22 protein-coding genes are annotated in these 23,614 nt (G+C 66.3%); 6 read left to right on the top strand and 16 right to left on the bottom strand.

From position 1 onward, the window contains the following. Window positions 1-44: 44 nt before the first annotated feature. The 3 genes from HV798_RS01745 (at window position 45) to HV798_RS01735 (ending at window position 2,434) form a co-directional block, all read left to right on the top strand. On the top strand, window positions 45-566 hold the full coding sequence (locus HV798_RS01745) for a gamma carbonic anhydrase family protein (protein ID WP_025137192.1): 522 nt from the start codon (window positions 45-47) through the stop codon (window positions 564-566). Between the two features lie 85 nt (window positions 567-651). After that, window positions 652-1,581 (top strand): Hsp33 family molecular chaperone HslO, encoded by a 930-nt coding sequence (hslO, locus tag HV798_RS01740; RefSeq protein WP_175191072.1) that lies wholly within the window; start codon window positions 652-654, stop codon window positions 1,579-1,581. A 109-nt stretch (window positions 1,582-1,690) separates the two neighbouring features. After that, the gene (locus HV798_RS01735; RefSeq protein WP_175191071.1) at window positions 1,691-2,434 is read left to right on the top strand and encodes a TadE/TadG family type IV pilus assembly protein; all 744 of its coding nucleotides are present in this window, start codon (window positions 1,691-1,693) and stop codon (window positions 2,432-2,434) included. Window positions 2,435-2,509: 75 nt separating this feature from the next. On the opposite strand, the gene ftsB is transcribed toward HV798_RS01735, so the two are convergent. The 4 genes from ftsB to pyrG all read right to left on the bottom strand — a co-directional run bounded on the left by ftsB (window position 2,510) and on the right by pyrG (window position 6,482). After that, window positions 2,510-2,986: a cell division protein FtsB gene (gene ftsB / locus HV798_RS01730; protein ID WP_175191070.1), complete on the bottom strand. Its 477-nt coding sequence runs from the start codon at window positions 2,984-2,986 to the stop codon at window positions 2,510-2,512. 64 nt (window positions 2,987-3,050) lie between these two features. Beyond that, window positions 3,051-4,337: a phosphopyruvate hydratase gene (eno, locus tag HV798_RS01725; RefSeq protein ID WP_175191069.1), complete on the bottom strand. Its 1,287-nt coding sequence runs from the start codon at window positions 4,335-4,337 to the stop codon at window positions 3,051-3,053. Window positions 4,338-4,341: 4 nt separating this feature from the next. Beyond that, the gene (locus HV798_RS01720; RefSeq protein ID WP_025137188.1) at window positions 4,342-4,626 is read right to left on the bottom strand and encodes a DUF1330 domain-containing protein; all 285 of its coding nucleotides are present in this window, start codon (window positions 4,624-4,626) and stop codon (window positions 4,342-4,344) included. Between the two features lie 203 nt (window positions 4,627-4,829). Further along, entirely contained in the window at window positions 4,830-6,482 is a 1,653-nt protein-coding gene (gene pyrG, locus HV798_RS01715) for a CTP synthase (RefSeq protein WP_175191068.1), read from the bottom strand. A 204-nt stretch (window positions 6,483-6,686) separates the two neighbouring features. Here pyrG and HV798_RS01710 point away from each other — a divergent pair, with 204 nt between their 5' ends. Beyond that, window positions 6,687-7,709: a hypothetical protein gene (locus HV798_RS01710; RefSeq protein ID WP_175191067.1), complete on the top strand. Its 1,023-nt coding sequence runs from the start codon at window positions 6,687-6,689 to the stop codon at window positions 7,707-7,709. 90 nt (window positions 7,710-7,799) lie between these two features. Here the strand turns inward: HV798_RS01710 and HV798_RS01705 are convergent, their stop codons facing one another. From HV798_RS01705 to HV798_RS01665, 9 genes are all read right to left on the bottom strand, one after another. Beyond that, window positions 7,800-9,590, bottom strand: coding sequence for an aminopeptidase P family protein (locus HV798_RS01705; protein WP_175191066.1), 1,791 nt, complete (start codon window positions 9,588-9,590; stop codon window positions 7,800-7,802). Window positions 9,591-9,598: 8 nt separating this feature from the next. Then, a complete protein-coding gene (locus tag HV798_RS01700) occupies window positions 9,599-10,417 on the bottom strand; it encodes a M55 family metallopeptidase (protein ID WP_025137184.1) in 819 nt (272 codons plus the stop codon). 20 nt (window positions 10,418-10,437) lie between these two features. Continuing rightward, on the bottom strand, window positions 10,438-11,532 hold the full coding sequence (locus HV798_RS01695) for a DmpA family aminopeptidase (protein ID WP_175191065.1): 1,095 nt from the start codon (window positions 11,530-11,532) through the stop codon (window positions 10,438-10,440). Between the two features lie 187 nt (window positions 11,533-11,719). Beyond that, complete coding sequence (gene gsiD / locus HV798_RS01690; RefSeq protein ID WP_025137182.1) at window positions 11,720-12,619, bottom strand: glutathione ABC transporter permease GsiD; 900 nt, start codon at window positions 12,617-12,619, stop codon at window positions 11,720-11,722. Between the two features lie 7 nt (window positions 12,620-12,626). After that, window positions 12,627-13,547 (bottom strand): glutathione ABC transporter permease GsiC, encoded by a 921-nt coding sequence (gene gsiC, locus HV798_RS01685; protein ID WP_025137181.1) that lies wholly within the window; start codon window positions 13,545-13,547, stop codon window positions 12,627-12,629. Window positions 13,548-13,635: 88 nt separating this feature from the next. Continuing rightward, complete coding sequence (gene gsiB, locus HV798_RS01680) at window positions 13,636-15,189, bottom strand: glutathione ABC transporter substrate-binding protein GsiB (protein ID WP_175191064.1); 1,554 nt, start codon at window positions 15,187-15,189, stop codon at window positions 13,636-13,638. Between the two features lie 66 nt (window positions 15,190-15,255). Then, window positions 15,256-17,142 (bottom strand): dipeptide ABC transporter ATP-binding protein, encoded by a 1,887-nt coding sequence (locus HV798_RS01675; protein WP_175191063.1) that lies wholly within the window; start codon window positions 17,140-17,142, stop codon window positions 15,256-15,258. A gap of 46 nt (window positions 17,143-17,188) precedes the next feature. After that, window positions 17,189-18,169, bottom strand: a complete 981-nt coding sequence (locus HV798_RS01670) for an isoaspartyl peptidase/L-asparaginase family protein (protein WP_175191062.1) — start codon at window positions 18,167-18,169, stop codon at window positions 17,189-17,191. Further along, window positions 18,166-19,041, bottom strand: a complete 876-nt coding sequence (locus tag HV798_RS01665) for a MurR/RpiR family transcriptional regulator (protein WP_175191061.1) — start codon at window positions 19,039-19,041, stop codon at window positions 18,166-18,168. Before HV798_RS01665 ends, HV798_RS01670 begins: the two co-directional genes overlap by 4 nt. Before the next feature lie 190 nt (window positions 19,042-19,231). On the opposite strand from HV798_RS01665, the gene HV798_RS01660 reads away from it, so the two are divergent. Next, complete coding sequence (locus tag HV798_RS01660; protein ID WP_025137176.1) at window positions 19,232-19,690, top strand: GNAT family N-acetyltransferase; 459 nt, start codon at window positions 19,232-19,234, stop codon at window positions 19,688-19,690. 80 nt (window positions 19,691-19,770) lie between these two features. Here HV798_RS01660 and HV798_RS01655 read toward each other — a convergent pair whose 3' ends face one another. From HV798_RS01655 to HV798_RS01645, 3 genes are all read right to left on the bottom strand, one after another. Next, the gene (locus HV798_RS01655; protein ID WP_175191060.1) at window positions 19,771-20,424 is read right to left on the bottom strand and encodes a CoA transferase subunit B; all 654 of its coding nucleotides are present in this window, start codon (window positions 20,422-20,424) and stop codon (window positions 19,771-19,773) included. Window positions 20,425-20,436: 12 nt separating this feature from the next. Continuing rightward, window positions 20,437-21,135, bottom strand: coding sequence for a CoA transferase subunit A (locus HV798_RS01650; protein ID WP_025137174.1), 699 nt, complete (start codon window positions 21,133-21,135; stop codon window positions 20,437-20,439). Between the two features lie 258 nt (window positions 21,136-21,393). Beyond that, window positions 21,394-21,843 carry an acyl-CoA thioesterase gene (locus HV798_RS01645; protein ID WP_025137173.1) on the bottom strand — a complete coding sequence of 150 codons (450 nt, stop codon included), beginning with the start codon at window positions 21,841-21,843 and terminating at the stop codon, window positions 21,394-21,396. Between the two features lie 112 nt (window positions 21,844-21,955). On the opposite strand from HV798_RS01645, the gene HV798_RS01640 reads away from it, so the two are divergent. Beyond that, window positions 21,956-23,602, top strand: coding sequence for an electron transfer flavoprotein-ubiquinone oxidoreductase (locus HV798_RS01640; RefSeq protein WP_175191059.1), 1,647 nt, complete (start codon window positions 21,956-21,958; stop codon window positions 23,600-23,602). The last annotated feature ends 12 nt before the right edge of the window (window positions 23,603-23,614 follow it).

Genomic DNA, 23,614 nt, shown 5'->3' with positions numbered 1-23,614 from the left:
GCAGGCGGGGCCGCCTGGCCCGCCGCCGCATCCGGAGACACGGCATGCCCATTTACCAGCTCGACGACCTCATTCCCCGCATCGATCCTGCCGCCTACGTGGCCGACAGCGCCGACATCATCGGCAACGTCACCCTGGAGGCCGGTGTCAGCATCTGGTCGCACGTGTCCATTCGCGGCGACAACGACGCGATCCTGATCCGCCAGGGCACCAACATCCAGGAAGGCAGCGTGCTGCACGTGGATACGGGCTGTCCCATGACCATCGGCCCCAACGTCACCGTGGGCCACCAGGCCATGCTGCACGGCTGTACCATCCATGAAGGCGCGCTGGTGGGCATGCAGGCCATCGTGCTGAACAACGCCGTGATCGGGCGCAACTGCCTGATCGGCGCCGGCGCCATCATCCCCGAAGACCGGGTCATTCCCGACAATTCCCTGGTCATCGGCATCGGCAAGATCGTGCGCGAGCTGTCGCCCGACGAAATCGCCAATCTGCACAAGAACACGGCCCATTACGTGGCGCGCGGCCAACACTACAAGACGGCGCTCAAGCGGCTGGCCTGAAGCCCCCAGGGGAAGCCTCCTGTGACCCCAACGCCCCTGCTGCCGGCAGGGGAAATCGGGGCGTCTGATCGGCTAACATTCCCCTATGACCGATCAGCTTAAAAAATACCTCCTCGAAGACCGTAGCGTCCGCGTTCAAGCGGTGCGCCTGACGGATACGTGGAAAGCCGTCCAGGCCAACCACGACTACCCGCCCGCCATCACCCACCTGCTGGGTGAACTGGTCGCGGCGTCGACCCTGCTCGCCGCCAACATCAAGTTCGACGGCTCGCTGGTGCTGCAGATCCAGGGCGACGGCCCGATCGCCTTGCTGGTGGTCGAATGCCGTTCCGACCTGAGCCTGCGCGCCACCGTCAAGGTGCGCGAAGGCCATGAAGTCCCGGCCGACGGCACCATGCAAAGCCTGCTGAACCCCGGCGGCAACGGCCGCTTCATCGTGGTGCTGGACCCGCAGCGCAAGGTACCGGGCCAGCAGACCTACCAGGGCATCGTGCCGCTGGAAGGCGACACCGTGGCCGAGGCGCTGCAGCACTACATGAAGGCGTCCGAACAGCTGGACACCCGCCTGTGGCTGGGCGCCGACGCCGACCACGCGGCGGGCATGCTGATCCAGCGCCTGCCCTACCATGGCGGCTCGGATGCCCCCATCCTGAGCGAGCAGGCCGCGGCCGAGACCTGGGACCGCGCCGTGGCGCTGGCCAGCACGCTCAAGCGCGACGAACTGCTTGCCACCGACATCGACACCCTGATCCACCGCCTGTACTGGGAAGAGACGCTGGTGGCGTTCGACCCGCAGCCGGTACGCTGGCACTGTCCCTGCACCCGCGAGCGCGTGGCCAACATGCTGCGTTCGCTGGGCGAAGAAGAAGTGAACGACATCCTGGCCGAACGCGGCCAGGTCGACGTGTCCTGCGATTTCTGTGGCAAGCCCTACGCCTTCGACGCCGTCGACTGCGCCGCCCTGTTCACGCCCAACACGTCCCCCACGGGCGACGCCCCGCCGACGGTGCATTGATCCGGCTGTCGCCCTTGGGCGACAGCTCGCGACAGCACCACGTGCAGGGCCGATACCCTCGGCATTCACGGATCGACAGGCGGTCATGCCCGCGCCACACTGGCCGGCCATGACCGCCTTTTTTCTTGCCCGCCCGGGCGCCGCGCGCCCGCGTCAATGCGGGGCTGCCGCCATCGAATTCGCCGTCGCCGCAATGGCCGTGCTGCTGGCAGGTCTATTGACCGTCGAGGCGGCCCGCTGGCACGGCGTTCGCCAGATCGCCCACCTGGCCTTGATGGAAGGCGCGCGCGCCGGCGCCACGTCCCATGGCGATCCCGCCCGTATCCGCAGTGCCTTCCTGCAAGCGCTGCTGCCGCTGCACGCCGATGCCCAGGGCCAGGTCGGCGCCCGCCAGAACCAATCCCGGCAACTGGAGCGCCTGGCCGCCCTGATGGGCAGTACCCCCTGGCGCATCGAAGTCCTGCAACCCGACGCCCAGGCCTTCCGCGACCACGCCCGCCCAGGGCTGGACACGACCGCCCCGCGCGGCCTGCGCGCCATCGACCACAACTACCAGGATCTGCAGCAGGCGCGCCGTCCGCTGCCCGAGCCGCGCGACATCTTTCGCGCCAACACGCTCAAACTGCGGCTGACCTACCTGTACCAGCCTATGCTGCCGCCGCTGCGTGCGTTGCTGGCGGCCCTGTCCGAGGCCGACGGCAGCTATGCGTCGGCCGCGCGGGCTCGGGGGCTGGCGCCCATCGGCATGGAACTTGAAATGGAAATGCAGTCGCACCCGGTGGATTGGGCGGCTGGCAAGGCCTATCCGGCGGGCATGGTGGCAGGGGCATGCCGCAGCTTGCGCTGCCCTTGAGGCGCCCTTGAGGCGCGCAACAATGCAGCCGCGACGGTCGGTACAGACCCGCGGGCTACCGCCGCTGACGCGGCCTTATTGCTGGCGTGCAGGGGGCGTGTTGGCCGGCTTGGCGTTGCCCGGGCGGGCGGCGGCGGGTTGCGTCGTGGCGGGCCTGGGCGTGGCGGGTTTGGCAGCGGCCGGCCTGGCGGCCCCGGCCGGTGCGCTGGCGCGCGTGGCGGTGGCGGGCTTGGTTGCGGCGTCAGTCGCCAGCGAGGCGCCGCCAGCGGGCGGCTGGGTGTTCTGCGGCAGGATGTGCACGAAGACTTCACCGTCGCGCATCATGCCCAATTCGCCGCGGGCGCGTTCTTCGATGGCGCCCGAGCCATTTTCCAGATCGCGCACCTCGGCCTCGAGCGCCGCATTGCGCGCGCGCAGGCCTTCGTTGGTTTCGCGCTGGGCCGAAACCTGGCGTTGCAGGTCCCAGACCTTGAACCACCCGCCCTTACCCAGCCAAAGCGGGTATTGGATCAGGCCTAGCAGCACGAACAGCACCAGGAACAACAGGCGCATACGCGGGAACCCTCAGCAGTCGTGGCGTGAAAGAGGCTGCGGCGCCTGCCGCAGCCTGCTTACATTAACGCAGGTTGTAGAAGGCTTCCAGGCCCGGGTACGAGGCAACTTCAGCCAGCTCTTCTTCGATGCGCAGCAGCTGGTTGTACTTGGCCATGCGGTCCGAACGCGACAGCGAGCCGGTCTTGATCTGCATGGCGTTGGTGGCCACGGCGATGTCGGCAATGGTCGAATCTTCGGTTTCGCCCGAACGGTGCGACACGACGGCGGTGTAGCCGGCGCGCTTGGCCATTTCGATGGCGGCGAAGGTTTCGGTCAGGGTGCCGATCTGGTTGATCTTGATCAGGATCGAGTTGGCGACGCCCTTCTGGATGCCTTCGCGCAGGATCTTGGTGTTGGTGACGAACAGGTCGTCGCCCACCAGCTGCACCTTCTTGCCGAGCTGGTCGGTCAGGAGCTTCCAGCCGTCCCAGTCGTTTTCGGCCATGCCGTCTTCGATCGAGATGATCGGGTACTTGTCGCACCAGGTGGCCAGCAGGTTGGTGAATTCCTGCGAGGACAGCGAGATGCCGCCTTCGCCGGCCAGGGTGTACTTGCCGTCGCGGTAGAACTCCGAGCTGGCGCAATCCAGGCCCAGGGCGATCTGCGTGCCCGGCTCGTAGCCGGCTTCGGTGATGGCCTTGAGGATCAGCTGGATGGCCGCTTCGTGGCTGGCCACGTTGGGCGCGAAACCGCCCTCGTCGCCCACGGCGGTGGACATGCCCTGGCCGTGAATCAGCTTCTTGAGCATGTGGAACACTTCGGCGCCCCAGCGCAGGGCTTCGCGGAAGCTGCCCGCGCCCACCGGCAGAATCATCAATTCCTGCAGGTCGAGCGTGTTGTTGGCGTGCGCGCCGCCGTTGATGACGTTCATCATCGGCACGGGCATGCTCATGGGGCCGCTGCCGCCGAAGTAGCGGTACAGCGACAGGCCGGATTCATCGGCGGCGGCGCGGGCCACGGCCATGCTGGCGGCCAGGATGGCGTTGGCGCCCAGGCGTTCCTTGGACTCGGTGCCGTCCAGTTCGATCAGGGTACGGTCGACGAAGGTCTGTTCCTGGGCGTCCAGGCCCATCAGCGCTTCGGAGATTTCGGTGTTGAGGTTTTCAACGGCGCGCAGCACGCCCTTGCCCAGATAACGGCTCTTGTCGCCGTCGCGCAGCTCGATGGCTTCGCGGGCGCCGGTGGACGCGCCCGACGGCACGGCCGCACGGCCCATGGCGCCGGATTCCAGCAGCACATCGCATTCCACGGTGGGGTTGCCGCGCGAATCCAGAATCTCGCGGCCGATGATGTCGACGATTGCACTCATGACTTTACATTCCCTGAACGATAAACATATTCATGACGGCCGCGCCTTCGCGGGCATTGCGGGCACGGCGGTACTGCCAGGAGTCGTAGAAGGCCTGGGCGGCGGCCATGGACGGAAATTCCATGACGACGGTGCGGCCAGGCTCACGGCCCTCAAGGTGCTTGGATTGTCCGCCTCGCACCAGGATCTTGGCATCGTACGCACGCATGGCGAGCGTGGACAGACGCTTGTAGTCCTCGTACTGCGCGGGCTTGGTCACCGTGACATCGGCGATCAGGTAAGCACTCATGGGGTTCCTTCAGGGCAGTTGGGTTGACGGGTATCAGCGGGCGGATACAGTGAAGCGGCCAGTGTCGCCCAAGGCGGTCCGGCAACGCATATCCGATGCTAATTGGTTGTATCCGAAAGAAGCGCCGCCGTACAGGGCGGCGCCAGGTCGACTGCCTGCGGCCGCGAGCATCCGCATGCGGAACTCGCGGCCGCAGGCGCGCATCAGGCCTCCTGGCCGCGGCGAGCCTTTTGCTCGATGGCGGCGCGGATGTAGCTGGAGAACAGCGGGTGGCCGTCGCGCGGGGTCGACGTGAATTCCGGGTGGAACTGGACGCCGACGAACCAGGGGTGGTCGGGCAGTTCCATCATTTCCGGCAGATTCTCGGTCGGGGTGCGCGCGCTGATCACCATGCCGGCCTCTTCCAGGCGCGGCACGTAGACGTTGTTGACCTCGTAGCGGTGACGATGGCGTTCGTTGACTTCGTCGCCGTAGATGGTCTGGGCGCGGGTGCCCGGCTTGATCGGCACGCGTTGCGCGCCCTTGCGCATGGTGCCGCCCAGGTCGGACGAATTGTCACGCTTTTCGACCTTGCCTTCGCGGTCCATCCATTCGGTGATCAGGGCCACCACGGGGTGCGGCGCCGACGGATCGAATTCGGTGCTGTTGGCGCCGCCCAGGCCGGCCACGTGGCGCGCGAATTCGATCACGGCCAGCTGCATGCCCAGGCAGATACCCAGGTACGGCACGCCGTTTTCACGGGCGTAGCGGATGGCGGCGATCTTGCCCTCGGTGCCGCGCTTGCCGAAACCGCCCGGCACCAGAATGGCGTCCAGGTGCTTGAGCTGGTCGGTGCCGCGGGTTTCGATGTCTTCCGAGTCGATGTACTCGATGTTGATCTTCGAACGCGTATGGATGCCGGCGTGCACCAGCGCTTCGGTCAGCGACTTGTACGATTCGGTCAGGTCGACGTACTTGCCCACCATGCCGATCGTGAGCTGGTGCTCGGGGTGTTCCAGCGCCTCGACCAGGTTGTCCCACATGGACAGGTCGGCCGGCGGCGGGGTCAGGCCCAGCGCTTCGCAGACGATGTTGTCAACGCCTTGCTTGTGCAGCATGGCCGGGATCTTGTAGATCGAATCGGCGTCCCAGACGGAAATGACCGCATCCAGGGGCACGTTCGAGAACATCGAGATCTTGGCGCGCTCGTCGTCGGGGATGGGACGGTCGGCGCGGCACAGCAGCGCGTTCGGGTAGATGCCGATTTCGCGCAGCTTCTGCACCGAGTGCTGGGTCGGCTTGGTCTTGAGCTCGCCGGCGGATGCGATGAACGGCACCAGCGTCAGGTGCACGAAAGCCGCGTTGTTGCGGCCCATGCGCAGGCTCATCTGGCGCGCGGCTTCCAGGAACGGCAGCGATTCGATATCGCCCACCGTGCCGCCGATTTCAACGATGGCGACATCGGTATTGCCGTTCCAGGCGGCATCGGCGCCACGGGCGATGAAGTCCTGGATTTCGTTGGTGATGTGCGGGATGACCTGGACGGTCTTGCCCAGGTAGTCGCCGCGGCGCTCTTTGCGCAGCACCGATTCGTAGATCTGGCCGGTGGTGAAGTTGTTCACCTTGTGCATGCGGGCGGAAACGAAACGCTCGTAGTGGCCAAGGTCCAGGTCGGTTTCGGCGCCGTCTTCCGTGACGAACACTTCACCGTGCTGGAACGGGCTCATGGTGCCCGGATCGACGTTGATGTAGGGGTCGAGCTTGAGCATGGTGACCTGCAGACCACGCGACTCGAGGATGGCGGCAAGCGACGCAGCGGCGATGCCCTTGCCCAGGGAAGACACCACTCCGCCGGTGACAAATACGTATTTGGTCATCGTAATAAGCGCCCGGGACGAGCGGGCGCGTGCGGGAAATTTGGATTATAGCCGGGAGGCGAAACTTGTCTGGGTTTTCCCCTAGCGACGAGGAGTAACATTTGCCGGCCCCGGCCCGGGCCCGCCCGCGGCAGGGGCGGTCGCGCGCTTCGTGCTATGTTCGTCCCCGATTTTCTCCCCCTGACCGGAAACCCGCCCGACCCGATGACCGCCCTGCCCGACCGTTCCCTCTCCCTGCCCTGGCGCCTGGCCACCGCCGCGGCCTGCCTGAACCTTGCCTACGCCATCCTGCTGCAAGCCTATATCGTGCTGGCGTCGCCTTTTGCCGAGCGGATGCGCGAGATCTATGAACGCCCCGGGATGCTGGCGCCGACCGTGGCGCAGATGTTCGCTGGCGCCGTCCTGGGCGGCCTGGTGGCCTGGTGCACCGCGCAGCGCTGGCTGGCCCGCCAGGGCGCGGGCGGCGTGGACCGCCCGGGCAAGATGGTGGCCGTGCTGCTGGCGGTATTGCTCGTCTACAACGTGCTCCATTCCGCCGCCCTGACGCTGCTGCAGCAAGGCATGTTCTGGCTGATCACGACATACCGGGAATGGCTGGACGAGAACCTGGGCTTTTACCGCGACATCACGCGTGCGCTGGTGATGGGCGTGCCGCTCAAGCTGGTCGGCATCCTGCTGGGGGGCCTGGGCAGCTGGCTGGCGGTGCGCGTGGCCGCCTGGAGCGTGACACCCGCCGTCGGCGCCGGGGCGCGGCCCTATCTGGCGCGCCATGCCGCCTGGATCGCCGGGGCCACGCTCTTGCTGTGGCAAGTGCACGTGTCCCTGGCGCTGGGCGCTTTCCTGCAGATGCAGACGCTGTCGGCCGATCTGATCCAGTATGCATTCGGCTACTGGGTGTTGCCGGTGGTGGTGATGGCGGCGGCGGTGCTGGCCTGCCGCAAGGCGGTACCCCAGGCGCTGGGCGCGGCGGGCGTCGGCCGCGCCGTCGCCCATGGCAGTTTCGCGTTCTGGATGGCCCAGGTGCTGGGCGTCGGCCTGTCCATCCTGGCCCTGCGGGCCATGAGCTGGAGCCAATTGGCCCGCGCCTCGTCCTCGAACAGCGCCGCCGTGTTCTCGCTGGCGGTGTACATCGCGCTGCTGGTGCTGGGCTGCGTCATTGGCGCGCGGCTGTTCTACCGTCGCCGCAATGCCGAGCGCGACACCCTGATCGACGCCGGACGCGTGTGAACGGCTGATGCGCCACCGGGCGAGCTGCCCGGCCTGCCCCCAAAGAAAAAAGGCCCCGCGGGGCCTTTTTTCAATCGCGCGACGGCAAGGTCAGATTGCCGCGGTACGGCGTTCCAGCCAGGCCAGGGCCTCGCCCTGCACCAGCGGCGACAGGCGCTCGAACACGGTCTTGTGGTACTCGTTGAGCCAGGCGATCTCGTCGGCGCGCAAGAGCGTCGGTTCGATGCAGCGGGTGTCGATCGGGCACAGCGTCAGGGTCTCGAAACACAGGAACTCGCCCAGTTCCGAGGTCAGCCAGCTGCGGTTGGCCACCAGGTTTTCGATGCGCACGCCCCAGCGGCCAGGGCGGTAGATGCCCGGTTCGTTCGAGGTGATCATGCCGGGTTCCATGGCGGTGTGCGGGCCCGGGGCCGCGCGGTACGAGATGACTTGCGGGCCTTCGTGCACGTTCAGGAAGTAGCCCACGCCGTGACCGGTGCCGTGGCCATATTCGGCGCCGCCTTCCCAGATCGGGGCGCGGGCGATGGCGTCCAGCATGGGCGACGGCGTACCGCGCGGGAACGCGGCGCGCGACAGCGCGATCATGCCCTTGAGCACCAGCGTGAAATCGACCTTCTGGTCGGCATTGGGCGTGCCCACGGCGACGACCCGGGTAATGTCGGTGGTGCCGCCCAGGTACTGGCCGCCCGAATCGATCAGCAGCAGGCCGTCGCCTTCGATCACCGCATGCGATTCGCGCGTGGCGCGGTAATGCGGCATGGCGCCATTGGCGTTGAAGCCGGCGATGGTGGCAAAGCTGGGGCAGACGTAATCGGGCCGGCGCGCGCGGGCGGCGGTGATCTGTTCGTCGATGGTCAGTTCGGTGATCGGGTCGCGGCCCAGCGCGCCTTCGAACCAGGCGAAGAACTCACAGAGCGCCGCGCCGTCCTGCGCCATGGCCTGGCGCACGTTGGCCAGTTCGGCGTCGGTCTTGCGCGACTTGAGCAGCGTGGACGGGTTGATGGCTTCGACGCGGGGCACGGCCGGGTCCATTGCGTGGAACACGCCGCAGGTGACGCGGGCCGGGTCGATCAGGAGCTTCTGGTCCAGTTCCAGCGAGGCCAGCGCGTCGGCGGCCTGGGCGTAGCCCGCCACCTCGACGCCATCGGCGGCCAGGACGGCGCGCAGGGCGTCATCGACCTTGCCGTCGGCGACAAACAGCGTGGCGTGATCCAGGCCGATCAGGGCGTGGCCGACGAATACGGGGTTGTAGTCGACGTCGGCGCCGCGCAGGTTGAACAGCCAGGCGATGTCGTCCAGCGTGCTGACGAAGTGCACGTCGGCGCCGTGGCCGCGCATGGCATGGCGCACCTGGGCCAGCTTGTCGGCGCGCGACACGCACGCCTGCGGCGCCACGTGTTCGTAGATGGCGGCCGTGGGCAGGCCGGCGCGGTCGGACCAGACGTCGTCCAGCAGGTCAGCGCGGATTTCCAGCGTGGCGCCCGACGTGGCGGCGGCCACCGACAAGGCGCGGAACGCCGCCAGGCCCAGCACCTGGCCGTCGACGCCGATGACGTCGCCCGCGCGGGTGTTGGCGGCCAGCCAGTCCACATGCCCCGGCGTGGTGGCCACGGCGATCTTCATCAGCTGCACGCCCGTGCCGGCCAGTTGCGCCTCGGCCTGCACCCAGTAGCGGCTGTCGACCCACAAGCCGGCGAAATCGGCCGTGACGACCAGCGTGCCCACCGACCCCGTGAAGCCCGACAGCCAGCGCCGGCCCTGCCAGCGCGCGGGCAGGTATTCGGACAGGTGCGGATCCGAAGACGGAACGATATAGGCGGACAGACCGCGGCGGCTCATGGCCTGCCGCAGTTGGGCGATACGGGCGTCGGTGCTAGACATGGGTTTCCTTAGCGCAACATGAAAGACATGGCGGCCAGGCTGTTCAGCGTGCGGATGGCGGCCTGCATGCTGTCCGTGGTGAACCGCAGCGTCACGCCGTCCACGCGCTCGAGCGTGGGCCACATGCAGAACAGGTCGGCCAGCGCCGAGGTCTGCGTCTGCAACCGGCATTCTATAGGGGCCGGGATGCGGAAAGGAACGGCCTTCTTGATGTTTCTGACGGCGGTTTCGGCAGCGGCGGTGATGGCGCGGCGCGAGGCGGCCGGCGACAAGGTCACGCCGCTGCCCTGGCCGTGGGCCACCTTGGTCTGCACCCATTGGGCGCCGGGGAACAGGTCGGTGGTTTCCGAGATGAAGACATCATCGCCCGTCGCCAGGATGACCGGCACGCCCATTTCGCCGGCCAGGGCGCCGTACAGGCCGGCCTCGCCCAGTTCCATGCCATTGATGAAGACGCGGGCAAAGGCAAAGCTGTTGATCGTGTGCGCCAGCACGCCGCGGCCCTGCGAGCGCGAGTGGTAGCCGATCATGAAGACGGCATCGCAGCCCTCTTCCAGCCCGCCCATCATGCCCAGGTAGCGCGGCTTGCCCAGCACCAGGCGGGCGCGCTCGTCCAGGCCGTCCGGCAGCAGGTTGCGAAAGCCGCCGTGCGAATCGTTGACCAGGATCTCTTCGGCGCCGCCCGCGATGGCGCCTTGCACCGCGGCGTTGGCCTCGGCGGTCATCCAGGCGCGGGCGCGCTCGTATTCGCCGTTGCCGGCGCGGATCTGTTCAGCATGAAAGACGCCGGCGACGCCTTCGATATCGGTGGAAATGAGGATCTTCATGGGAGTGCCTTGGTGGGATTCTAGAATTCGGTGTCGGCCAGCCACTGCCGCCAGTCGGGCGCAGCGTCGCGGATGGCGGTGCGGACATGGCCGTCGCGGCCCTGCACGCTGTCGGCGCGCCACAGCGCGGCAATGATGGCCTGCTCGCAGGCCTCGGCCGCGGCTTCGAACAGCGGATCGATACGGGCTTCGTGCAGCATGGCGATGGCCGGCATCGGGCGCTCGGCTTCTTGCGGCACCGTGTAGGCCGTGGAAAACGCCAGCGCGATGTCGCCGCTGCCGTGGCCGAACACCGAGCCGGTGCGCGCCAGGCCCGCGCCCGCGCGCAGCGACAGGCGCCGCAATTGGCGTGCATCCAGCGGTGCGTCCGTCGCCACCAGCAAGATGATGGAACCCTTTTCCGGCACGATGGCGGCGTTTTCGCCCGCCTGTGCCAGGCCCCGGTCCAGCTGGTCCGCGAGCCGGCGGCCGAAGGGGCGGCCTGCCACGGTCAGGTTGGGCAGGCGGCCAAAGTTGGACAGCACCAACGCACCGACCGTGTAGCGCTGGCCCGGCTGAATGGTGGCCACCCGCGAGGCCGAGCCGATGCCGCCCTTGAACGAAAAGCAGGACATGCCGCGCCCCGCACCCACCGCGCCTTGCGCGAAGTGCTTGTCCGCGGCGGCCAGCGCATCGGCGTAGTGCGATTCCTGCACCGCCAGCGCCTGGATGTCGTTCAGGTAGCCGTCGTTGCATTCGAAGACCAGCGGATTGACCGTCGCCATGCCGCGGCCGATGCCGGGGTTGGCCGCCACCGCGGCGCGGATCTGGGCATTGGCCACCGTGCCCACGCCAAAGGTGTTGGTCAGGGCGATGGGCGTTTCCAGCACGCCCAGTTCCTGCACCTGGACCAGCCCGGTGCTCTTGCCGAAACCGTTCAGCACAGTGGCGGCCGCCGGCACCTTGTCCAGGTAGGGGTCGCCGGCATGCGGCTTGACCACCGTCACGCCGGTCTGCCGCGCGCCGTCCGCCAGCGTGCTGTGGCCGACGGTGATGTCGCCCACGTCACAGATCGAATCCAGCGGGCCCGACGGCAAGGTGCCGATGCGAGGGAGGTCCTGCATTTGTTTGTCCATGAATTACTTACTGCCTGTCGAGAGGCCCGCGAAGGCGGGCCCCAGAATGCGAAACGCCGCCGTCCTGCGTGGCCGATGCGCCTGCCGGATGGCGGGCGCCCGAACGCGGGCGGCGGCGAGATGGGCGACCGCCGCGCCAGGCCCGGAACCGATGGGGCGAGGCGAGCGGGCAGCCATTGCGTGTGACCTACTTGCGGTCGATCTTGGGATCGAGCGCGTCGCGCAGGCCGTCGCCCAGCAGGTTGAACGCCAGCACGGTCAGGAAGATCGCCAGCGCCGGGAAGATCGCCACGTGCGGCGCGATCACCATATCGGCGCGCGCTTCGTTCAGCATCGCGCCCCACTCCGGCGTGGGAGGCGATGCGCCCATGCCCAGGAACGACAGGCTGGCCGCGGTGATGATCGAGGTGCCGATACGCATCGTGCCGTACACCACGATCGGCGAGATCGTGCCGGGCAGGATGTGACGCATGATGATCGTCCAGTCGGACGCTCCCACGCTCTTGACGGCTTCGACGTAGGTCATCTGCTTGATCGACAGCGTGTTGCCACGCACCAGGCGGGCAAACGCCGGCACGCTGAACACGGCCACGGCCACGATCACGTTGACCATGCTGGAACCCAGGATGGCCACCACGCCGATGGCCAGCAGCATGCCGGGAAACGCCAGCAGCACGTCGGAAATACGCATCGTGATGCGTTCCCACCAGCCTTCGTAGTAACCGGCCATCAGGCCCATGAAGGTGCCGACGATGGCGCCCATGGCGACGGACAGGAAGCCCGCGGCCAGCGAAATGCGCGCGCCCATGATGATGCGGCTGAAGATATCGCGGCCCAGCGAATCCACACCCAGCCAGTGGGTCAGCGACGGACCGGCGTTGAGCGCGTCGTAGTCGAAGAAGTTCTCGGCGTCGAACGGCACGATCCAGGGGGCGAAGATCGCCACCACGACCAGCAGCAGGACGAAGAGGCCGGCGCCCAGCGCCAGCTTCTGCTTCTTGAATTTGCGCCAGAACTCGGTGGCGGGCGTGCGCACGTCGTTCTTGGGAACGGCGGCGATGGTCGCGGCGGGGGTCGTATTGCTCATGGCCGCCTCACTTGTAACGGATGCTGGGATTGATGACGCCGTAGAGCACGTCGACAATCAGGTTGATCAGGATGAATTCGAACGAGAACAGCAGCACCAGGCCCTGGATCACCGGGTAGTCGCGCTGGGTCACGGCGTCGACCAGCAGTCGGCCCAGGCCGGGCCAGTTGAACACCGTCTCGACCACGATCGAGCCGCCCAGCAGGAAGCCGAACTGCAGGCCCATCATGGTGACGACCGGGATCAACGCATTGCGCAAGGCATGCTTGATGACCACGCGGCGCTCGGTCAGGCCCTTGGCGCGGGCCGTCCGCACGAAGTCTTCCTGGATGACTTCCACGAAGGAAGCGCGGGTAAAGCGCGCCATCACCGCGGCCACCGCCGCGCCCAATGTGATGGACGGAAGGATGTAGTGTTGCCAGGTCGAGGCGCCCACGGTCGGCAGCCAGCCCAGGTTCACGGAAAACACCTGCATCAGCATCATCCCCAGCGCGAAGGCGGGAAACGAGATGCCGGACACCGCGAGCGTCATGCCCAGGCGGTCGGGCCAGCGGTTGCGCCACACGGCGGACACGATCCCGATGATCATGCCGAACGTGACGGACCAGGCCATACTGGCGATCGTCAGCCACAGCGTGGGCATGAAGCGATCGGAGATTTCAGTCAAGACGGGACGCTTGGTACGCAGCGAGGTACCCAGGTCACCTTGCAGCATGTGGCTGAAGTAGCGCACGAATTGCTGCGGCAGGGGCAGATCCAGCCCCAGTTCCTTGCGCACCAGCTCAACGGTCTGCTGGTCGGCCTCCTGGCCCGCGGCCAGTCGCGCCGGGTCGCCCGGAAGCATGTGCACAAACAGGAACACGACCACGGCTACCAGCAGCAGCGTGGGGATCATGCCCAAAAGACGTTTGACGATGTAGGTCAGCATTGAAATTCCTGCAACATCGGCGGGGACACCGCGTCCCCGCCGTATGTGGCCTTGCAAGGGCCTTGCGGCCCCGAGAGTTACCGCCGGATTACTGCTTCAGGTCGATGTCGCCGAACCAGAACGAGGTGTCCGGTTCCACGTACACGCCCGACAGGTTCTTCGACTTGACGTACAGGTTGTTCTGGGTCACCAGGAAGGCCCACGGGGCGTCCTTCCAGATGGTTTCCTGAACGGTCTTGTAGATCTCGGTCTTCTTGGCGCGATCGGTCGTGGCCAGGGCTTGCTGGATGCCGTCGTCAACCGACTTGTTCGAGTAGTACGACACGTTGTTGAGCACCGGCGGGAAAGCGGCGGTGGTCAGCAAGGGACGCAGGCCCCAGTCGGCTTCGCCGGTCGAGGACGACCAGCCGGCGTAGTACATGCGGACCTTGGCGTCTTCCGGCTTTTGCACCTGCTGCACGCGCTGCACGCGTTGGCCCGATTCCAGCACTTCCACCGACACCTTGATGCCGACTTGCGCCAGTTGCTGCTGCAGGAACTGCACCACCTTCACCGAGGTGCCGTCGTTGTAGGCGGACCAGAGCTGGCTTTCGAAGCCGTTGGGGTAGCCGGCTTCGGCGAGCAGCGCCTTGGCCTTCTTGATGTCGTACGGCCACGGGCCGGTCTTGTGGGCGAAGTCGACGCCGGTCGGCACGACACCGTCAACGATGGTGGCGTAGCCCGAGAAAGCGACCTTGGCCAGGGCTTCCTTGTTGATGGCGTAGTTGATGGCTTCACGCACCTTGACGTTGTCGAACGGCTTTTGCTGCACGTTCATCGACAGGTAGCGGGCCATGATCGAGTTCTTGTGGTCGACCACGTCCAGCTTGTCGTTCTTTTGCAGCACGGCGGCCTGCTCGAACGGCACCGGGAAAGCGAACTGCGCTTCGCCCGTCTGCACCACGGCGGCGCGGGTGTTGTTGTCGGTGACGGTGCGGAACGTCAGGGTGTCGACCTTGGGGTAGCCCTTCTTCCAGTAACCGTCGAACTTCTTGACCTTCAGGTATTCAGCCGGCTTCCATTCGACGAATTCGAACGGGCCCGTGCCCACCGGGTGGAAACCGATTTCCTTGCCGTACTTCGTCAGCGCGGCCGGCGAGATCATCATGGCGGCCGGGTGGGCCAGCGCGTTGATGAAGGCCGAGAACGGCTTCTTCAGGGTGATCTTGACGGTCAGCGGATCGATCACGTCGATCTTTTCGATGACGCTGAACTGGATGTAGCGCGACAGGCGGTTTTCCGGATTGGCCGGGCGGTCGAAGTTGATCTTGACGGCTTCGGCGTTGAACGGGGTGCCGTCATGGAACTTGACGCCATCGCGCAGCTTGAAGGTGTACACCAGGCCGTCTTCGCTGACGGTGTAGTCGGTGGCCAGGACCTTCTGGACCTTCAGGTCCTTGTCGAATTCGAACAGGCCTTCGTAGTAGGCCTTGCCGGCCGCCTGGTTCAGCGTGCTGTTGGTGTTGTACGGGTCGAGCGTTTCCAGAGCGATGGAGACGGCAAACGTCACGTCCTTGGCAGCATGCGCCAGCGGCGAAGTGAGCACGCCGAAGGCCACCGCAGCGGCGGCCATCAGTTTGGTGGGGCGCAGAACTTTCATCATTGCAACTCCTGGTTCCTGTAAGGAATTAGGGGGTTTGGTGGAAGAAAAACAAGTACAACAACTGACTCAATACGCTCCGCCGACCGCATGGCGGGCAACGAAGTGATCGGTTCCTACCTGCACCAGCGGCTGCACCACCGGCTCGTCGTCGAGCCTGCGGATCGGGCTGGGAATCTCGTCGGACAGCAAGGTGCGCTTGAGGTGGCGGCGCGCCGGATCGGCGATCGGCACGGCCGACATCAGCTTCTTGGTGTACGGGTGCTGCGGGTTCTCGAAGATCGCGCGGCGCGGGCCGATCTCGACGATCTGGCCCAGGTACATGACGGCCACGCGATGGCTCACGCGCTCGACCACGGCCATGTCGTGCGAAATGAACAGGAACGAAATGCCCATGTCGCGCTGCAGGTCGATCAAGAGGTTCACGATCTGCGCCTGGATCGACACGTCCAGCGCCGATACCGATTCGTCGGCGATCACGACCTTCGGGTTCAGGGCCAGGGCGCGCGCGATGCAGATGCGCTGGCGCTGGCCGCCCGAGAATTCATGCGGATAGCGCTGCGCCATTTCGGGCGGCATGCCGACGCGCTCGAGCAGTTCGGACACGCGGCGCTCGGCCTCGCGGCCCTTGGCCACGCCGTGCACCAGCAGGGGCTCCATGATCGAGAAGCCGACGGTCACGCGCGGGTCCAGCGAGGCAAACGGGTCCTGGAACACGAACTGGATGTCGCGGCGCAGGGATTGCAGTTCGCTGTTCTTCAGGCGCACGATGTCGCGGCCGCCGAAGCGGATTTCGCCGCCCTGGCTTTCCACCAGGCGCAGCAGCGAGCGGCCGGTGGTGGACTTGCCGCAACCGGACTCGCCGACCAGCGACAGCGTTTCGCCGGGGTACAGGTCGAAGCTGACCTTTTCCACGGCGTGCACGCGGCGTTGCACACGGCTGAGGATGCCGCCGCGCAGGTCGAAGCGGGTCACCAGGTTGCGCACGCTCAGGATCGGCTCGCGGCGCGCAGCCGGAACTTCCTGGGTGCTGGTCGCACCGGGCTCGGCCACCGGTTGCGCCTTGCCATCGACCTGCAGCAGGGGGAAACGCGCCGGCAGGTCGGTGCCCTGCATCGCGCCCAGCTTCGGCACGGCCGACAGCAGCGCCTTGGTGTAGGCATGCTGGGGCGCCGCGAACACGGTTTCCGACGGGCCTTCTTCGACCTTGTCGCCGCGGTACATGACCAGCACGCGATCGGCCACTTCGGCCACCACGCCCATGTCGTGGGTGATGAACACCACGCCCATGTGCATTTCTTCCTGCAGCTGACGGATCAGTTGCAGGATCTGGGCCTGGATGGTGACGTCCAGCGCGGTGGTGGGCTCGTCGGCGATCAGCAGCGCCGGCTTGCAGGCCAGCGCCATCGCGATCATGACGCGCTGGCGCATACCGCCCGACAGCTGGTGCGGGTAGCGGTCCAGCACCGACTTGGCTTCCGGGATGCGCACCTGTTCCAGCATGCGCAGCGCTTCGGCGCGCGCGGCTGCGGCGTCCTTGCCCTGGTGCTGGCGGATGGACTCGGCGATCTGGTCGCCGGCCGTGAACACCGGGTTCAAGGAGGTCATCGGCTCCTGGAAAATCATGGCCATGTCGGCGCCGCGCACATTGCGCATGACGCGTTGGCTGGAGCCGGCCAGGTCGATCACCGAGCCGTTGCGCCGGCGCAGGGCCATCTGGCCCTGGGCGATGCGTCCGCCGCCGTGTTCCACCAGGCGCATGAGCGCCAGCGAGGTCACCGACTTGCCCGAACCCGACTCGCCCACGATGGCCAGGGTCTCGCCCCGGTCCACATGGAACGACAGGTTGCGCACGGCTTCGACCGTGCGCTCCGAACCCACGAAGCGCACCGTCAGGTCGTTGACCTGGACCACGCGGTTATCCGGCAGCGCCAGGCTGTTTGCGCGATCAACCATATCTTTAGTAATCCCCAAAACTGACAAAAACGAAACGCGGCGCCGCTCAGCGATAGATCGCGGCGACCGGCTTCTCGCCAACGCGGGCGTAACCGCGGTACATGCCTTCCGTGTTGAACGGCAAGGCCACATTGCCCTGGGCGTCGACGGCCACCAGGCCGCCCTTGCCGCCGATGGTGGGCAGTTTTTCCATGACAACGCGGTCCGCCGCCGTTTCCAGCGACGCGCCGCAATATTCCATCTGGGCCGCCACGTCATAGGCGGCGACCATGCGGATGAACATCTCGCCGGTGCCCGTGGTGGACACGGCGCAGGTCTTGTTGCTGGCGTAGGTGCCGGCGCCGATCAACGGCGCATCGCCGACGCGGCCGACCTGCTTGTTGGTGATGCCGCCGGTGGACGTGGCCGCAGCCAGGTTGCCCTGGGCGTCCAGCGCCACCGCGCCGACCGTGCCGAACTTCTTGTCCGAATCCAGCGGATCGGCCGGGGCCGGCTGGCCGCGCGCGACCATGGCCTGGCCGTCGTGGTCCAGCACCGCGGCTTCGGGCGTTTCGCGCTGCACGCGCAGCAGTTGCTCGCGGCGCGCTTCGGTCGAGAAATACGACGGGTCGACCAGTTCCAGGCCCGCGTCCTTGGCGAAGGCTTCGGCGCCCTCGCCCACGAAGAACACGTGCTTGCTGGTTTCCATGACGGCGCGCGCGGCGAACACCGGGTTGCGCACGCAATTGACGTTGGCGATGGCGCCCGAACGCAGCGTGGCGCCGTCCATGATGGCGGCGTCCAGCTCGTGGGTGCCGGCGCTGGTGAACACGGCGCCATGGCCGGCGTTGAACAGCGGGCAGTCTTCCAGCAGGCGCACGGCTTCGGTGACGGCGTCCAGGGCGCTGCCGCCACGGGCCAGCACGGCCTGGCCCGCGGCCAGGATGGATTCGAGGGCGCTCAGGTATTCCTGTTCTTTCTCGGGCGACATGGCCGCGCGGGACATTGCGCCGGCGCCACCGTGAATGGCAATCACGGGTTGAATCATCGTTTACCTACTCCATGGATGAGCCACGGCATGACGGACTGGGTCACCCCAGCGGCGGCCGCGACGGAATTCTTGGCCCGATAGGCCACCGCGGCCGACAGGGCTTCGATCAGCCCCAGCGCGGCGGTTTCGGAATTGGGGATCAGCTGGCGCGCGGAAAACGCGTACAGCACGACGGATGCCGTGGGCGCCAGCGGAGATGTGGGTTTGTCGGTCAGCACCAGCACCGGCACGCCGGCTTGCTGCGCGGCGCCCGCCAGGGTCACCGTATCGGCCAGATAACGCGGGAAGCCGATGGCGATCACCAGGTCTTTGCTGGTCATGCGCGACATCTGGCGCGCGGCGTGCGACACGCCGCCGGGGCCGGCCAGCGATTCGACCGAGTGCAGGTGCATGCACAGGCCCCGCTGCAGCAGCCCGGCCAGAAAACCGCTGGCGCCGAAGCCGATGATGAAGACGCGCTCGGCGGCCAGAATCGCTTCCACCGCCTGATCACAGGCGGCCGAGTCCAGCGATTGCAGATTGCGCTGGGCGTTGCGGATGTCTTCTTCGAGCGTGGCGGCAAAGATCTGCACGGCGCTGGCCGAATGCGCCAGTTCCGTGCGCAGCTTTTCAACGGGTTCCAGCGCGGCTTCGAAACCGCGCGCCAGTTCAGCGCGAAATTGCGGGTAGCCCGGCAGGTCCAGAGCGCGCGCGAAACGGTTGGCCGTGGCCACCGAGACGCCCACCGCCGCCGCGAATTCGTCGATGGTCATCGTGGCGACGCGAAACTGGTGCGCCAGGACGTATTCGGCCATCTTGTGCTGCGTGCGGCTCAGCGCGGGCTGGGCCCGGGCGATCCGATCAGCGATCGTGAGTACGGCCTTGTTCATCGGGGGTGGGGAGCGGGAGAGTAGCGGGCGATTGTGTAAATCTGTTTACACATAAATTTTAGATAAGAAAATTCATTTTCATACTAAGGGTATACCCGTGAATTTATGTAACAGTGCATCAAAAGAAACGGGGCCGGTTTGAGGTACGCTATTTGCCCCTCCTTCACTCCCGATTTCCGGAACCGTCCGCATGCCCGCCTGGATCTGCAAACCCCACGCCGAACTCACCCCCGCCGAGCTTTACGCCATCCTGCGCCTGCGCTCGGAAGTCTTCGTGGTGGAACAGAATTGCGTCTTCCTGGACATGGACGGCAAGGACCTGCTGGGGCAGACCGAGCACCTGATGGCCTGGCAGGACGGCGCCCTGCTGGCCTACAGCCGCCTGCTGGAACCGGCGCTGAACGACGGCCAGGCCGTCATCGGCCGTGTGATCACCGCCCCGGCGGCCCGCGGCACCGGGCTGGGCCACGAGCTGATGCGCCGCGCCAAGGCCGAAGTGGCGCGCCTGTGGCCCGGCCAGCCGGTGTACCTGGGCGCCCAGGCGCGGCTCAAGGGCTACTACGGCGGCCACGGCTTCGTGCCGGTCACCGAGGAATACATCGAAGACGGCATCCCGCACGTGGGCATGCTGCTGCAAGAGGCCGCCTGACGCGGCGCGCCGCCTCCTTTGGGTCGGCCCCAATGAAAAACGCCCCTTGCGGGGCGTTTTCGTTTTCCGGGCAGCGGTGTTTACTTGACCGCCGACACGTCCAGCTTGGCGTGCGTCTTGGACTGGATTTCGTCCACCGTCACGCCCGGCGCCGTTTCCAGCAGCTTCAGGCCGTTTTCGGTGACTTCCATCACGCCCAGGTCGGTGATGATCAGGTCGACCACCCCCACGCCGGTCAGCGGCAGGTTGCATTCGGGCAGCAGCTTGATGTCTTCGGTGCCGTCTTTCTTCTTGGCCACGTGTTCCATCAGGACCACGACGCGGCCGACGCCGGCCACCAGGTCCATTGCGCCGCCCATGCCCTTGACCATCTTGCCCGGGATCATCCAGTTGGCCAGGTCGCCCTTTTCGGACACCTGCATCGCACCCAGGATGGCCAGGTTGATCTTGCCGCCACGGATCATCGCGAACGAGTCGGCCGACGAGAAGATCGACGAGCCAGGCAGCGTCGTGACCGTCTGCTTGCCGGCGTTGATGAGGTCGGCGTCGACCTCGGCGTCGGTCGGGAAGGGACCGATGCCGAGCAGGCCGTTTTCGGATTGCAGCCAGACTTCGACGCCCTTGGGCACGTGGTTGGCCACCAGGGTCGGCAGGCCGATACCCAGGTTCACGTAAAAACCGTCTTGCAGCTCGCGCGCGGCGCGCGCCGCCATTTCATCGCGGGACCATGCCATGTCGTGTTCTCCTTAGGCCGGGCGAGTGGTGCGTTGTTCGATGCGCTTTTCCGGCGTGGCGTTCAGCACGATCCGGTGCACATAGATGCCGGGCAGGTGGATCTGGTCGGGGTCCAGGCTGCCGGTGTCGACGATTTCTTCGACCTCGACCACCGTGAACTTGCCGGCCATGGCCACGTTCGGATTGAAGTTGCGCGCCGTCTTGCGGAACACCAGGTTGCCGCTGCGGTCGGCGATGTGCGCCTTGACCAGCGACACGTCCGGCACCAGCGAACGTTCCATCACGTATTGCTGGCCGTCGAACTCGCGGATTTCCTTGCCGTCGGCGACGATGGTGCCCACGCCGGTGCGGGTGAAGAAGGCCGGGATGCCGGCGCCGCCCGCGCGCAGCTTTTCAGCCAGCGTGCCCTGCGGCGTGAATTCAAGTTCGAGTTCGCCCGACAGGTACTGCCGTTCGAATTCCTTGTTTTCGCCCACGTACGACGCGATCATCTTGCGAACCTGGCGCGTATTGAGCAGCTGGCCCAGGCCGAAGCCGTCGACGCCTGCGTTATTGCTGATGCAAGTGAGGTCCTTCACGCCCGAATCGCGCAGCGCGGCGATCAGGGCTTCGGGAATGCCGCAAAGGCCGAAACCGCCCACGGCGATCATCTGGCCGTCTTTGACGATGCCTGCCAGCGCCTCCTGGGCGCTTGCAAAAACCTTGTCCATCGCTCCAACTCCTAATTAAGGTCGAACTGAAGAGAGTCTCGCACGGCGGCGAGCCCTGTTTTTCCTTAAGGCGCGGCTGCCGGTGGCGCTTGCCGGCGGCATCGCAGCGGGGCCCGATGCCTGCCGGGTCGCGTCGCCGAGGGTGGCGCGCCCTTTTATTTCTATTATGGTTTGCGCTTGATTTTAACGGCATGCCCGGCAAATGCGTGCGCTGTTTCAAACAGCGCCACAAAGCCGGACCGACCGCCAGGCGCGGCGCTACGCCGCCGGCTGGAACTGCGTGGCCATCTTGGCCAGCACTTCGGGCGGCCACGGTGCGGACGTATTGGCCACGTAATCCATCCAGACCAGCACGTTGCGGCCGCGTGCGTAGGGGCCGGCATCGTCGCCGACCTTCTCGAGCAGCAGTTCGAATTCGGCGCTGGAGCGGCCGATGCGGGTGACCTTGTGCGTGACCCGCACGGTCGCCGGGTAGGTCAAGGGGCGCAGGAAATCGCAGGACGCATGCGCCAGGATGGCGCCGTCGTTGGCCGGCAATTCGAAGCCCGCGTCGTACAGGATCTGCATGCGGGCCTCTTCCATGAGGCGAAAGTACAGCGTGTTGTTGAGATGGTTCAAGGCGTCGGAGTCGCCCCAACGCAAGGGCAAATCCACGTGATGGGTATCGCCCACCGCCAGAATCCGCGCAGACTGAGTGTCCGGGTTCACCAATTACTCCTGATGGCTGAAAGAAATGCGAAGACGTGCAAGGCCTCCGCCTGCAATACAATCGCCGATAATACTTCCAGCCATATATGGAATACATACGGGGAGCTTTGCAATGTCTGAACGCGAGTCGATGGAATATGACGTGGTCGTGGTTGGCGGGGGACCCGCCGGCCTGGCCACTGCCATCCGTCTGAAGCAGCTGGCCGCTGAGAAAAACCAGGAGATCGGCGTCTGCGTCCTTGAAAAGGGCGCCGAGCTGGGCGCGCACATCCTGTCTGGCGCCGTCATGGACCCGCTGGCGCTGACCGAACTGATCCCCGACTGGAAAGAAAAAGGCGCGCCGCTGAACGTGCCCGTCACGCAGGACAAGTTCCTGTTCCTGTCGCAGAACGGCGCGCGCGCTACGCCGAACTGGCTCTTGCCGCCCTGTTTCCACAACGACGGCAACTACATCGTCCGCCTGGGCGACGTCGTCAAGTGGCTGGGTGAACAGGCCGAGGCGCTGGGCGTCGAGATCTTCCCCGGCTTTGCCGCGGTCGAAGTGCTGTACGACGAAAACGGCGCCGTGCGCGGCGTGGCCACCGGCGACATGGGCGTGGCCCGCGACGGCAGCCATACCGACCACTACCAGCCCGGCATGGAACTGCATGCGCGCTATACGGTGTTCGCCGAAGGCGCGCGCGGCCAGCTCGGCCGCCAGTTGATCGACCGCTACAAGCTGGACGACGGCCGCGACCCGCAGGCCTACGGCATCGGCATCAAGGAAATGTGGGAAGTCGACCCGGCCCAGTCCAAGCCCGGCCTGGTGATCCACACCGCCGGCTGGCCGCTGGACGCCGATACCTACGGCGGCTCGTTCCTCTACCACCTGGACAACAACCTGGTGGCCGTGGGCATGATCGTCGGCCTGGATTACGCCAACCCGTGGCTCTCGCCGTTCGACGAATTCCAGCGCTACAAGACCCACCCGGCCATCCGCGGCACCTTCGAAGGCGGCAAGCGCATTGCCTACGGCGCCCGCGCCATCACGGCCGGCGGCCTGCTGTCGCTGCCCAAGCTGACCTTCCCGGGCGGCGTGCTGGTGGGCTGTGAAGCCGGCTTCCTGAACGCCTCGCGCATCAAGGGCAGCCATGCCGCCATCAAGTCGGGCAAGCTGGCCGCCGAAGCCGCGTTCGACGCGCTGGTCGCCGACCGCCGCCAGGACGAACTGGCCGCGTACCCCGAAGCCTTCAAGGCCTCGTGGCTGCACGCCGAACTGAACAAGGCGCGCAACTTCAAGCAGTGGTTCAAGAAGGGCCGCACCGTGGCCACGCTGATGACCGGCATCGAGCAACTGGTGTTCAAGGGCAAGATGCCCTGGACCCTGCGCCACAGCAAGCCCGACCACGCCTGCCTGCAGCCGGCGTCGCAATGCGCCCGCATCGACTACCCCAAGCCCGATGGCAAGCTGACCTTCGACAAGCTCAGCTCGGTGTTCATCTCGAACACCAACCACGATGAAAACGAGCCCATCCACCTGACGCTGAAAGACCCGTCGGTGCCGGTGCAGGTCAACCTGGCCAAGTACGGCGGCCCGGAATCGCGCTACTGTCCGGCCGGCGTGTACGAATTCGTCAAGGACGACCACGGCGACGACCGCTTGCAGATCAACGCGCAGAACTGCGTGCACTGCAAGACCTGCGACATCAAGGACCCGACCCAGAACATCGTCTGGGTGGCCCCGCAAGGCGGCGAAGGTCCCGTCTACAGCGGCATGTGACCGGCGCTGCGC

The sequence above is a fragment of the Achromobacter deleyi genome, assembly GCF_902859705.1.
Classification (GTDB): domain Bacteria; phylum Pseudomonadota; class Gammaproteobacteria; order Burkholderiales; family Burkholderiaceae_B; genus Achromobacter; species Achromobacter deleyi.
Note: the sequence above shows the minus strand (reverse complement) of the source record. Positions and strands in the feature narration are given on the sequence as shown.